Genomic DNA, 13,805 nt, shown 5'->3' on the forward strand with positions numbered 1-13,805 from the left:
ACTTGATGAATATCCTAGGGCAGAGGCATGAATATTGGCAGCGGAATAATTCTGCGGATAGCGGCGGTTGATGAATTAAGGGTGCTTACCCAAGCGTTGTTGTTGGTTTGTGGTTTATTGACTAAGTACTCAGCGCAATACAGACTGGCTGCCAACATAACAGGGATATAGGTTGCAGATTGATTGCGCTGATAGCCGTCTGAACGGTTTATCTGAGCGTGGATGCAATAACAGGATTGGGGCCTTTACGGTGCGACAGATAATTTTACGGGCGTATTCAGCCATCAAATTCTCACGTAGATTTTTGTTTAAAAGTGCGAGTGGTGGTCTTTTCTGTTGTCTGCTTGCAATGCCGTCTGTTGATGTCGGAGCTGATTTGCTAACGACTGGTTTGCAAACCGTTGACCTTGTTAAGGTCGACAAGTCGGAAAGGAAAATGTATCTGCTGTCGGGCGGTAAAATCGTTAAAGAATACCGTGTGGCTCTGGGAGCAAACCCGCAAGGTCATAAGCAGCAGGAAGGTGATGAAAGAACCCCTGAGGGTGATTACACGCTCGATTATAAAAAAGAAGATTCTGCTTATTATCGGGCTATGCACATTAGCTATCCGAACGCCGCAGATGTTGCTGAAGCTGAGAAAAAAGGTATCGCTCCGGGTGGTTTTATCATGGTGCACGGTCAGCGTAACGGACTGGGATGGCTTGCACTGCTTGTGCAGTATTTCAACTGGACAAACGGCTGTATCGCACTTACCGATGCAGAAATGGATGAATTTATGAATCTTGTCAGCATCGGAACAACAATACGGATTGAGTGGTAAATCATTGTGTATACAGAACGGGCAACTCAGGCGGACTATCCGCGACTGATAGAACTATGGGAAGCATCGGTGCGGGCAACGCATAATTTTTTAGCCGAGCAGGACCTGGTTGAGTTAAAACCACTGATTCTGGAGCAGTATTTTGCTGCGGTTGAATTGACGGTGGCAAAAGATACTGATGCTCAGATTCTGGGATTTATCGGCGTCAGTGAGGGCAATATTGAAATGCTGTTTATTGCACCAGAATCCAGGGGGCTGGGCGTGGGGAAGCTGCTTACCTGTTATGTCATCAATTGTCAGCAGGCTACCAGAGTGGATGTGAACGAACAGAATGAGCAGGCGCTGGGATTTTATCAGCATCTGGGTTTTTCGGTTATCGGACGCTCGCCGCAGGACGGACAGGGCAAGCCTTATCCTCTGTTGCATATGGAGCTGACAGCCGTTTAACGGACGGAAACATAAGATAAGGACATTGCTATGAGTGAACCGGTCATGTGGGTTCGTAATCTTTATACCGGCGCCGGTGGTGGTGCGTATTCCGGCCCCGGCGGAGGCATGTATCGCAGTCCCGGAGGAGGTGCATCTGTCGGTCCAGGCGGCGGCCTGTACCGCGGACCGGGTGGCGGAGCTTATAAAGGCCCTGGTGGTGGATTGTATATCGGGCCTGGTGGTGGTGCTTATGCTGGCCCCGGGGGCGGTTTATATACGGGGCCTGGCGGTGGTTTATACACTGGCCCGGGCGGTGGCCTCTATACCGGTCCGGGCGGGGGAATGTACACAGGTGCGGACCCGAATCCATTTGTGGCTCATTTTCCTCCATGGCCTGTTTTTGCCCGCGAGCTCAGGGCGATGGGTAAATACCGGGAGGCGGAATTAATTGAAAAAGCGTTGCGGCGTACGGGGTGAATATCAGTAGATGATAAAGGTAAACCTGTACTCATCTGTCACGTTACTGCCCGGTAAGCGCCGGATCTGAATGGCAAAATAAACCGTCATATATAGTCAATCATAATCCTGCTCCACATATCCTCCGCTAACAATGCAATGTTCTCGTCGTCCGTGGGAAAGGCTGGTCCCTCTCTGAAAATGCCGCCAAATTTTCTCTCCAGCTCTGTTTTGTTGTGCAGGATGGCGCTTTTCAGCAAGAGATGTATCTGTGCTTTAAGCTGGTCTTTTGCCGGAATTTCATACCAGCCGATATTCTCCGTTTCGTAAAAACGGACAATGCTGTGCGCACGATAGGATTTGCCTTTGGTTTTAAAATCGAAAGTCAGGCGGAATTGTATTTCAACATTTTTGCCATCGTCATCGGGCAGATCACAGATCACAAAGGCCATCTCGCCTTTGATGGCGGGTGACGAGCGCGCGGGCAGTGATTCGGTGGTGATGCTGCAATCAGACGGTTGTACATAGGCTTTATTGCCCAGAGAAAGAGCAATATTATTGGTCTCACGACAGTCGTAATCGTTGACACATACTTTATTGCCAGCGCGCTGGACAAAGCGGTCACAGGCACTCGGGGCGTCATCAGGGAAGGTGCTGCTGTCGCAGGCTCTGTTCAGTACCTGCCACTGCTGATCAAGGTAAATCGCCTGATGCTGATGCAGATTGCTGTTACGCAGGGAAAAACTCTTGCTGGCGAGTGCTTCTGCCTCGGTGGGAAAAGCATCGGATATAAAATGTTCCTGGTTGAAACAGTAACTGGCAATAAAAGCCTGCTCATGCTCATCGAAGGTAATCACTGCATGCTCGATATCAATGGCGTCAAAGACAAAGAAATGCTGCCGCCAGCCAGCGCTGTTGCTGAATGTTGATGGGGTATTGTTGCGGCTCAGCAGCGTGTTGCTCCAGCGTTGCAGGGTATCTTCCAGTGATGTCCTGATATCGGGTGTAACGTCCATATTCCGGCTCGGTGATGACTTGGCCCGCCAGTATAACGTCCGCCAATGGGGTTATGAATAGGGAACATAATAAGGAGGGGCGGGAGAACGCGGCAGGAAGGACAGTTTTCTTATGACTGGCAGGGCTGAGCAGAGGGTTCCTCAGGAGTACTTCAAAAAGCAAACAAGACTCCGCGCCTAAAAACTGGATAATAGCGCTCATTCTGATCCGGGCAGGCTGAACGCCCGGTTGCAACCCGCTTATTCTGGTATTCCCGCATGCAAATTAAGGTCAATTTTCTCGACAACCTCCGTCTGGAAGCCAAATTCGACGACTTTACCGTGGTGGCTGATCAGCCGATCCGCTATAAGGGAGACGGTTCCGCACCGGGACCGTTTGACTACTTTCTGGCCTCTTCAGCCTTGTGTGCGGCCTATTTCGTGAAGCTGTACTGCCAGACCCGTGATATCCCGACTGAGAATATCCGTCTGTCGCAGAACAATATCGTCGATCCGGAAAACCGTTATAACCAGATCTTCAAGATTCAGGTCGAGCTGCCGGAAGATATCTCCGAGAAAGACCGTCAGGGGATTCTGCGCTCCATTGACCGCTGTACGGTTAAAAAGGTTGTACAAACCGGCCCGGAGTTTGTCATTGAGGTAGTCGACAACCTCGATGAAGACGCGCAGGCGCTGTTGATGACACTGCCGGCTGACAATGCCGCGACCTATATTCCGGGCAAGGATTTACCACTGGAGCAGACCATTGCCAATATGTCGGGCAAGCTGGCTGATCTGGGCATGAAAATCGAGATCGCTTCCTGGCGTAATATCGTGCCGAATGTCTGGTCGTTGCATATCCGTGATGCCGATTCGCAGATGTGTTTTACCAATGGTAAAGGCTCCAGCAAAGAAAGTGCGCTGGCCTCGGCGCTGGGTGAATTCCTTGAACGCCTGAACTGCAATTTCTTTTATAACGATCAGTTTTTTGGCGAAGAGATCGCTAACGCCAATTTTGTTCATTACCCGCAGGAGCGTTGGTTTAAACCCGGCCCGAACGATGAACTACCGCAGGAAATTCTCGATGAATACTGTCTGGATATTTATAACCCGGATGGCGAACTGTGTGGCTCACACCTGTACGATACGAACTCGGGCAATGTTGAACGCGGTATCTGCTCGCTGCCCTATGTGCGTCAGTCTGACGGCGAAACGGTCTATTTCCCCTCCAATCTGATCGAAAACCTGTTTCTCAGTAACGGCATGAGTGCCGGTAACACCCTGGCTGAAGCACAGGTACAGTGTCTGTCCGAAATTTTTGAGCGGGCGGTAAAACGCGAAATTCTGGAAAATGAAATCGCGCTACCCGACGTACCGCGGGACGTACTGGCGAAATATCCGGGTATTGTTGCCGGTATTCAGGGGTTGGAAGAGCAGGGCTTTCCGGTTCTGGTAAAAGATGCCTCCCTTGGCGGCCGTTTCCCGGTCATGTGCGTCACCCTGATGAACCCGCGTACCGGCGGTGTGTTTGCTTCTTTTGGCGCCCACCCGAGTTTTGAAGTAGCGCTGGAGCGCAGCCTGACTGAATTATTACAGGGCCGCAGTTTTGAAGGCTTAAATGATCTGCCGCAGCCAACCTTTGAAAGCCAGGCTGTGCAGGAGCCGAATAATTTCGTTGAACACTTTATTGATTCAACCGGGTTGGTGTCCTGGCGCTTTTTCAGTGCCAAAGCCGATGTCGATTTTGTTGAGTGGGATTTTTCTGCCAATAACGAAAAATCCAACGAAGAAGAGGCGGCCAACCTGTTCGCCATTCTGGAAAAACTCGGGTTGGAAAGCTATATGGCGGTGTATGACGATTTAGGCGTTAATGCCTGCCGGATTCTGGTGCCAGGGTATTCTGAAGTGTATCCGGTGGAAGACCTGATCTGGGATAACACCAATAAAGCGCTGTATTTCCGTGAAGATATTCTTAACCTGCACCGCCTTAACGATGAGCAACTGGAAGATCTGGCTGAGCGTCTGGAAGAAAGCGGCCTGGATAACTATACCGATATTACCACTCTGATCGGTATTGAATTTGACGACAATACCGTCTGGGGTCAGCTGACGATTCTGGAACTGAAACTGCTGATTTATCTGGCACTGGATCGTCTGGAAGAAGCGAAAGAGCTGACCGAAACCTTCCTGCAGTTTAACGACAATACGGTTGAGCGCGGGCTGTTTTATCAGGCGCTGAACGTGATGCTGGAAGTGGTGCTTGATGACGAACTGGAGCCTGAAGACTACATCGGCAATTTCCGCCGTATGTACGGTAACGAGCGCATGGATGCTGTGGTCGGTTCCATTGAAGGCAGTGTGCGTTTTTACGGTTTAACACCAACCAATATGCAGCTGGAAGGGCTGGATAAACACCTGCGTTTGATTGCCAGCTATAAAAAGCTGCATGCTGCGCGGGCAGCAGCAGCGGGGCTTAATTAAGCACCCGTCATTGCGCTTATATTTATTAATGCCAGACAAAGCCCTGCAGTGCAGGGCTTTTTATATTCTCAGGCTACCGCCTGTGCATTCAGCTCAGCCTGCAGTTCTTTATTGCTGCGTGCCATCGCTGCCACTTCCCCGACAATAATCAGCCCCGGACCATCGCTCTCGCTTTTCAGATAACGTTCGGCCAGATACGCAAGATCCATCAGTACGCCTTTAAAAACCTGTTGGTTGGCTAACGTACCGTTGGTGATTAAAGCTACCGGGGTGGATTCGTGCAGGCCTTCCTGCAGCAGTTGGGCGGTAATCGGCCCGGCCTGGCGCAGGCCCATATAAAATACCCGGGTTGGATTCTGGCACGGAGAAAATTCGTTAAATTTGCTATGGCCGGAATGCAGTACCAGCGCATTGCCATAATCGCGGTGGGTGAGGGGAATACCGGCTGCCGCGGCACAGCCTCCGGCGGCGGTAATGCCGGGGACAATATCCACTTCCACGCCGCGCTGTTGCAGGTATTCCATTTCTTCGCCGCCGCGACCAAAAATAAAAGGATCGCCGCCTTTTAAACGCACCACGCGCTGGTATTTTCCGGCAGCCGATAGTAAAGCTTTATTAATATCCTGCTGCGTCATTTTATGCGCGCCGCAACGTTTGCCGGTATGAATACGCGCACACTGGCGGGGCAGCAGGGCGAGAATATCGTCAGAAATCAGGCTGTCGTACAGCACCACGTCGGCCTCGGCGATGACCCGCATGGCTTTTAAGGTCAGCAATTCCGGATCGCCCGGACCGGCGCCGACCAGCCAGACTTTTCCTGAACCTTTCTGCTCTTTGCTGCCTGGTGGATTGGTCAGTTTGGATGCATGCAAAGAGGACGCACGTTTTACCGGATTTTTTGCCTGTATTGTCATCATTATAATTCCACTGCAGTGCAGGCCGCGTCGCTGAACAGGGCTGCAGGTTGTGTATCGCTACCGGCGCTGTGGCTGGCCAGCAGGGTTTTTAACTCGGGAATGCAGGAGCCGCAATTGGTGCCGCAACGCAGAGCCTTGCCCAGTGCGTCGCTACTATCGCAACCGTTATTAATGGCCTGAATAACCTGTTTTTCACCGATCTGGAAGCAGGAGCACACAATAGCGCCATGATCCGGGGCATCAGCCGGTTGGCCGGCAAGCAGAGCACGGCGCTGCTGGCTGCTCAGTTCGCTCTGGGCAAAGCATTCGGTCAGCCACTGACGGTTACTGAACTGCAGATCTTTATGAACAAAAATGACGGCTTCAAGCTGGTTATTAACAATCAGAACATGGCGGTAATGTTGCTGAGCGGGGTCACTCAGCGTTAACCACTGGCCTTTTAACGGTTGGTCCGGCAGCCGCTGACGCAAAGCATCGACAAACTGGCCGGCATCGCCCTGACCGGCCACTTCGTAGTACATGCCAGGATTATGGATGTCATCGCCAAACACACCGCAGGCCCAGTAAGCGCAATCCGGCGTGCCGATATCACGGCGGCTTAACACAAAGCCCTGCCAGCCGGGGCGGAAAGGCTCGGCATTAACCGCACTGTATTTCAGTTCCGGCTGACCGGAGATGGCGTCCACGCTGCTGTCGGTCAGGGTACCCATGCGTGCGGCACTGGCGTAACGGCTGGTCCAGTGCATGGGTACAAATATTTCGCCGGTGCGCTGGTTATCACTGATATGGGCACGCAGCAGCAGGCTGCCACGGGGGTTGAATATCCGTACCAGTGAGCCCTCTTCAATCCCGCGCAGGGCGGCATCCTGCGGGTGAATATCGGCATAAGGTTCGCTGATATGCTGTGCCAGCCTCGGTGCTTTACCGGTGCGGGTCATGGTGTGCCAGTGATCGCGTACACGGCCGGTGTTCATAATCAGATCGCCGCCAGTACGGGGGACTGGCAGTTCGGGGGCAACGGCAATAAAGCGTGCTTTACCGTTATCGGTATAGAAGCGACGGTCATCAAAAAAGCGCTGACGCCCCTGCGGATATTGCGCATTCACCGGCCACTGTACCGGTGCCATGGCGTCGTACTGCGCGCGGCTCATACCGCTTAATCCGCTTAAATCAAAATCACGGCTGCCGTTATTTTCAAATGCCGAGAGTCTCGCATGTTCGTCAAAAATATCGGCCGGATGGCTGTAGTTAAATGCATCTGCATGACCCAGGGCATGGGCCACCTGGGTGACAATCCACCAGTCGGGCATGGCTTCACCCGGTGGCGGCAGAAAACCGCGCTGACGTGAAATCCGGCGTTCGGAGTTGGTGACGGTGCCGTTTTTTTCGCCCCAGCTAGCTGCTGGCAGCAATACATGGGCAGCGGCAGCAGTATCGGTATCGGCCATGCAATCGGAAACCACCACCAGTTCGCAGTGTTTGAGTGCTTCTTTTACATCGTCGGCATCGGGCATGCTGACCAGCGGGTTGGTGGACATAATCCACAGAAATTTGATCTCGCCGCGTTTAACTGCCTGAAACAGGTCAACGGCTTTCAGGCCCGGACGTTCGGCCAGATTGGGTGCCTGCCAGAAGCGCCGTACCCGGTCGCGCTCGGCAGCGGAAAAATCCATATGCGCAGCAAGCTGGTTCGCCAGTCCGCCCACTTCACGGCCGCCCATAGCATTGGGCTGACCGGTAATGGAAAAGGGCGTGGCGCCGGGTTTACCAATACGGCCGGTGGCTAAATGCACATTGATGATGGCATTGCCTTTATCGGTGCCGGTCGCGCTCTGGTTAATACCCTGAGAATAAAAAGTAACCGTGCGTGGGGTATCGGCAAACCAGTGAAAGAACTGCGCCAGATCTGAGGCTTCGATATCCAGCTGGCCGGCAACGTCTTTCAGGCTGCGGCATTGTTGCCGTGCGGTTTCCAGCGCGCTGCCAAAGCCTTCGGTATGCAGGGCGATAAAATGGTGGTCGAGGTTATTGGTTTCACCGAGATACGCCAGCAGGGCGGTAAACAGAAAAGCATCGCTGCCGGGACGGGTAGCCAGATGCAGATCGGCGAGATCACAGGTGGCGGTGCGGCGCGGATCAATCACCACCACTTTCATATCCGGGTTGGCTTTTTTCGCGGCCACCATGCGTTGATATAAAACGGGGTGGGCCCATGCCGCATTGGAGCCGGTAAGCACCAGCAGGTCGGCCTGCTCTAAATCTTCGTAGCAGCCGGGTACGGTGTCGGAGCCAAACGCGCGCTTATAGGACGCAACGGCCGAGGCCATGCACAGACGGGAGTTGGTATCCATATTGGCGCTGCCGATAAAGCCCTTCATCAGCTTATTGGCAACGTAATAATCTTCGGTCAGCAGCTGGCCTGAGCCATAAAAAGCAACGGCATCTGGCCCATGGGTATGAATCACTTGCTGAATTTTATCGGCAATAAGGTTGATGGCCTGAGTCCAGCTGCTGCGCTGGCCGTTCATGAGCGGATACATCAGGCGACCGTTATGGCTGATGGTTTCATGCAGCGCTGAACCTTTTACGCACAAGCGGCCAAAGTTAGACGGATGACGGCTGTCTCCGGCGACCGGTAACAGCTGTCCATTCTGCTGGCTGATATCAACGCCACAGCCAACACCGCAGTAAGGGCAGGTGGTCTGCGTTTGCTGTGTGGCGGTTAACGGCGTTGCTGTCTGCTCAATGGCGCTCATTGGCAATCCACTCTGAAAAATCCCAAAAAAAAGCGCCCACAGGTTTTTACCTGTGAGCGCCAATGCTCATTCTGCACAACATACGTTTCGTCGCGACAGGCCTTGTAAGCGCTGTGTATGACGGTTGGCATCTGCGTTGATGCCGGAAACGGCCTGATAGTGGCAGCTTCGTTATTCAAGACAATTCAAGATAAGTGCCAACCCTGCGGGCAAACCTGAAAAATAACAGCAAAGGCGCAGAATGGATCATCTGTGCGGGGCGGCACAGTATTCCGTCGGCCGGTATTGATTCGGCAAAGAATAAAAATGCGTTTTAGCGGAGCGCGGATTGGTCTTTATGACTCAAATTGGTGCGAAGGTGCCTGTGATTTAGCAGGCACTGCCTGAGTTTGCGCTATAAGCAGGCAGAATCGTTGCTACACTCTGAATATCGGCTCCAGGTGTGCCGGATCAATTTGTACAGAAAGGCCCGGTATGCGATGACTGACGAAATAAATAACCCCGGAATAAAGCGACTGCTCGCCGAAATCCCTTTGCTGAATCGCCGTATTCAGCACTATCAGCCGGGTATGCCGATCACCATTCTGGCGTTCGGTACTGGTACTGTACCGCCATCTCTGGCAGAAAAAATCCGTGCGGCGGGTTACCGGCTGAAAGAAGTGGAATCCATATCGCACCTGCTGCATCACGAAGGTAATAACACCTGCGCCCTGATTGTTAATCTTGATTCTCTTAACGATAAGCAGCAGCAGCGTGTACTGCAGCTGGCGCAGAAGAATCTGCATCTGCCGGTGCTGGCCATCAGCACCGCCAGCGGACTGGAAGAACGCATTATTGCTATCCGCATGGGGGCTCAGGCTTTTATTACCACGCCGGTTAACGATGATCAGGTTCTGGCGGAGATTAATGCCCTGACCGAACGCTATGAACGCGACCCTTATCAGGTTCTGATTGTTGATGATCAGCCTTCTGTCGCCGAGTTTCTTTCCTCCACTCTGCAGGATGCGGGCTTTCATACCTATGTGATTACCCAGCCAATGAGTGAGCTGATGCCGTATCTGCAGAATCATATTCCTGATCTGATTCTGCTCGATTTGTATATGCCCGGTATCAGTGGTCAGGAGCTGGCGGGGGTAATCCGCCAGCAGGATAATCTGATCAGCGTGCCTATTGTTTTCCTGTCCAACGAAATCAGCCCCAAAGTTCAGGTGCAGGCCATGTGTACCGGCGCCGATGTCTTTTTAAGCAAACCGGTGCAGCCGGTTGACCTGTTGTTTGCGGTAGAGTCGCGAATCCGCCGCGGCCGTATGGTACGTAATCTGGTGACCCGTGATTCACTGACCGCGCTGTTGAACCGGCGTGAATCCATGCGCCGCCTGCAGGAAGAGGTGCTTCGCTGTCAGCGTTATGGCAATAAACTGTGCGTTGCGCTGCTTGATCTGGACCGTTTTAAGCGTATTAACGATACCTATGGCCATGCCGTCGGTGACCGTGTCATCAAACATTTTTCTTTGCAGTTAAAAAACAGCCTGCGTGACGGCGATATTATTGGCCGTATTGGTGGGGAAGAATTTATGGTGGTGTTGCCGGAAACGACGCTGGCGGTTGCCCGGCGGACTTTTGAACGGCTGGCTGAAGAACTGCGCGAGAACCCGTTCAGTGATTTTTCCTATACATTTTCTGGCGGGCTGGTACGTTGCTTACCCGGCGTTATGGAAGATGCCCTGCTGGAGCAGGCAGACGTGGCATTATATGAAGCCAAAGCCGCTGGTCGTGATCAGGTTGTGTGTGTTGAGCAGCCGGCGGCATCCGGACACGGATAAAAAAGCCACACGCGGAATGTCCAGGGTCTGTTTAATTAGTATTAACAGGCCCTGGCACCCGGTGTGGCGAGTGCGCGAATCCGCTTCACAGAGTGAGCGTTTAACGGCCTGAGCATCGCAGGAATTCAATCTCAGCGCAGCCCCTTTCATTGCGTCTGTCTGCCAATCAAAACATTGTGCTTTCCTTATTCTGCCGTGTGCACTCATTTATTACCGATAGCCCTTCATAGGTGCCATTGCCTCTGCTTCGAATGGCTTGCTGCGATTCGTGTTGTCGTCAGGCTTCAGGTGATCCCGGATACGTTTTTTTATTGCCCTTAATCAGGGCGACCGGCTGTTTGTCTGGTGTTTTCTGGTGCATTTCCCGGATTTAAAAATCAGCCTGGCGCCATAAACAGGCTGTTGATTGCTGAAAACAGGGCAAATTTATTCTTTGGCATTCATGTTGCTAAACCCCTTGTGATGTTTTCGCACTGCAACGGCGTGGTGTGAAAATAGAGCAACGATGCAAATACAGGAGAAATCAGATTATGACCCGATAGCGAGGCCATCCCATGAGCAAAAAGCGTATTATCGTCGTTGGCAACGGCATGGTTGGACACAACTTTATCAACACTCTTGCCACCTCCGAACATTCCTCCGAATTTGAACTCGTTACCTTCTCAGAAGAACCGCGTCTGGCTTATGACCGGGTACAGCTGAGCAAATACTTTTCCGGCTATACCGCCGCTGATCTGGCACTGACCACAGCAGATGATTATGAACGTCAGGGCGTGGTATTTACCCTGAACGATAAAGTCGTGGCCATTAACAGCCATGAAAAAACCATCACCACCGCCAGTGGCCGTAAAGAAGGTTACGACAAGCTGGTACTGGCAACCGGTTCTTACCCCTTTGTTCCGCCGATTCCGGGGAAAGACCAGGATCACTGTCTGGTTTACCGTACTATTGAAGATCTTGAAGCGATTTCTGCCTCGGCCGCCGTGAGTAAAACCGGTGTTGTTGTGGGAGGCGGACTGTTGGGTCTGGAAGCCGCAAACGCGTTAAAACAGGCCGGTCTGGAAACCCATGTTGTGGAATTTGCGCCGCGTTTAATGGCCGTACAGCTGGATGAAGGCGGCGGTAAATTACTGCGCCGTAAAATCGAAGATCTGGGCGTTACTGTTCATACCGAAAAAAATACCAAAGAAATTGTTGCCGGGCAGGAATGCCGCTATCGCATGAATTTTGCCGATGGCAGCTTTCTGGAAACCGATATGATTCTGTTCTCTGCCGGTATCCGTCCGCAGGATGAACTGGCGCGTCAGTTCGGACTGGATCTGGGTGAACGTGGCGGTATTGTTATTAACGATTACTGTCAGACATCCGATGACGATATTTATGCCATTGGTGAATGCGCACTGTGGGATAACAAAATTTTCGGGCTGGTTGCTCCCGGCTATCAGATGGCCAAAGTTAGTGCCGCACATATTGTCAGTTCGTTAATTACCCACGAAGAACCGGCACTGGCCTTTAAAGGTGCCGATATGAGCACCAAACTTAAATTGCTGGGCGTTGATGTTGCCTCCATTGGTGATGCACACGGACATACTGCCGGCAGTCAGAGTTATGTATTTAATGACGATATTGCCGAAGTCTATAAACGCCTGATTGTTTCTGCCGACGGTAAAAAATTGCTGGGTGCGGTGCTGGTGGGTGAGGCTGAGGCTTACGGTACGCTGTTGCAGTTAATGCTGAACGATATGGATATTCCCGGTAACCCGGCGGCACTGATTCTGCCTGCGGTGGATGGTGAAGCTTCCGTCGGACTGGGCGTTGCTGCCTTACCGGAAACGGCTCAGATCTGTTCCTGTTTTGATGTTACCAAAGGTGATCTGGCGGCAGCGGTGCAGGGCGGTTGTTGCACCATGGGGGATATTAAAGACGCGACCAAAGCCTCGACCGGCTGTGGTGGTTGTTCTGCACTGGTGAAGCAGGTGATGGATGCTGAGCTGGTGGCCCTTGGTGTTGAGGTTAATAACAATCTGTGCGAACACTTTGCTTATACCCGTGCTGAGCTGGCGGATATTATCCGTGTTAAAGGCTACACCACCTTTGCTCAGGTATTGCAGGGGCATGGTAAAGGCCATGGCTGTGAAATCTGTAAACCAACGGTCGGTTCTGTACTGGCCTCCTTCCATAACGAATACATTCTGAAAGACGAGCATATCGGTCTGCAGGATACCAACGATATTTTCCTCGGTAATATGCAGAAAGACGGTACTTACTCCATTGTGCCACGTATTGCCGGTGGTGAAATTACCCCGGATAAACTGATCGTGCTGGGTGAAATTGCCAAAGAATACGACCTGTATACCAAAATTACCGGTGGTCAGCGTATCGATTTATTCGGCGCACAATTACATGAACTGCCGCAGATCTGGGAGCGTCTGGTTGCTGCCGGATTTGAAACCGGCCATGCCTACGGTAAATCGCTGCGTACGGTGAAATCCTGTGTTGGCAGTACCTGGTGTCGCTACGGTGTGCTCGACAGTGTATCGATGGCGATTGCACTGGAGAACCGCTACAAAGGCCTGCGTGCACCACACAAAATTAAGTTTGCCGTATCCGGCTGTACCCGCGAATGTGCGGAGGCACAGAGCAAAGATATCGGTGTTATTGCCACCGAAAAAGGCTGGAACTTATATGTCTGTGGTAATGGCGGTATGCGTCCGCGTCATGCTGATTTATTTGCCACCGAACTGGACGATGAAACCCTGATTAAAACCATCGACCGCGTACTGATGTTTTATGTACGTACCGCCGACCGTTTGCAGCGCACGTCGGTATGGATGGAAAACCTTGAGGGCGGACTGGATTACCTGCGTGAGGTCGTGGTCGACGACAAACTGGGTATCTGCAGCGAACTGGAAGATGCCATGACCCGCGTCGTAAGTACTTACCAGTGTGAATGGAAAACAACGCTGGAAAATCCGGAAAAACTCAAACGCTTCCAGCATTTTATTAATGCCGATGAAGATGACAGTAACCTGCTGTATGTGCGTGAACGCGGTCAGCGCCGTCCGGCAACCGCAACCGAGCGGATTGAACTGGTTAATCTCAGTACAGTACAGGGCTAAGGAGCAGAT

The 13,805-nt window shown here is 52.1% G+C and carries 8 protein-coding genes; 5 read left to right on the plus strand and 3 right to left on the minus strand.

What is annotated here, in order from left to right:
• The first annotated feature begins 172 nt into the window (after window positions 1-172).
• Entirely contained in the window at window positions 173-820 is a 648-nt protein-coding gene (locus HUF18_RS08900) for a L,D-transpeptidase family protein (RefSeq protein ID WP_225691928.1), read from the plus strand.
• 6 nt (window positions 821-826) lie between these two features.
• The gene (locus HUF18_RS08905; RefSeq protein ID WP_225691929.1) at window positions 827-1,267 is read left to right on the plus strand and encodes an acetyltransferase; all 441 of its coding nucleotides are present in this window, start codon (window positions 827-829) and stop codon (window positions 1,265-1,267) included.
• 545 nt (window positions 1,268-1,812) lie between these two features.
• Here HUF18_RS08905 and HUF18_RS08910 read toward each other — a convergent pair.
• On the minus strand, window positions 1,813-2,721 hold the full coding sequence (locus HUF18_RS08910) for a hypothetical protein (protein WP_225691930.1): 909 nt from the start codon (window positions 2,719-2,721) through the stop codon (window positions 1,813-1,815).
• A 258-nt stretch (window positions 2,722-2,979) separates the two neighbouring features.
• On the opposite strand from HUF18_RS08910, the gene HUF18_RS08915 reads away from it, so the two are divergent.
• On the plus strand, window positions 2,980-5,181 hold the full coding sequence (locus HUF18_RS08915; RefSeq protein ID WP_225691931.1) for an OsmC domain/YcaO domain-containing protein: 2,202 nt from the start codon (window positions 2,980-2,982) through the stop codon (window positions 5,179-5,181).
• A 68-nt stretch (window positions 5,182-5,249) separates the two neighbouring features.
• Here the strand turns inward: HUF18_RS08915 and cobA are convergent, their stop codons facing one another.
• Entirely contained in the window at window positions 5,250-6,098 is an 849-nt protein-coding gene (cobA, locus tag HUF18_RS08920) for a uroporphyrinogen-III C-methyltransferase (protein WP_225691932.1), read from the minus strand.
• On the minus strand, window positions 6,098-8,854 hold the full coding sequence (locus HUF18_RS08925; protein ID WP_225691933.1) for a nitrate reductase: 2,757 nt from the start codon (window positions 8,852-8,854) through the stop codon (window positions 6,098-6,100). Before HUF18_RS08925 ends, cobA begins: the two co-directional genes overlap by 1 nt.
• A gap of 479 nt (window positions 8,855-9,333) precedes the next feature.
• Here HUF18_RS08925 and HUF18_RS08930 point away from each other — a divergent pair, with 479 nt between their 5' ends.
• Both HUF18_RS08930 and nirB read left to right on the plus strand, forming a co-directional pair.
• Window positions 9,334-10,677: a diguanylate cyclase gene (locus HUF18_RS08930; protein ID WP_145468957.1), complete on the plus strand. Its 1,344-nt coding sequence runs from the start codon at window positions 9,334-9,336 to the stop codon at window positions 10,675-10,677.
• Window positions 10,678-11,231: 554 nt separating this feature from the next.
• Window positions 11,232-13,796, plus strand: a complete 2,565-nt coding sequence (gene nirB, locus HUF18_RS08935) for a nitrite reductase large subunit NirB (protein WP_145468956.1) — start codon at window positions 11,232-11,234, stop codon at window positions 13,794-13,796.
• Window positions 13,797-13,805: the final 9 nt, after the last annotated feature.

The organism is Thalassolituus sp. ST750PaO-4 (assembly GCF_020320405.1).
Lineage (GTDB): Bacteria > Pseudomonadota > Gammaproteobacteria > Pseudomonadales > Oceanobacteraceae > Venatoribacter > Venatoribacter alkanivorans.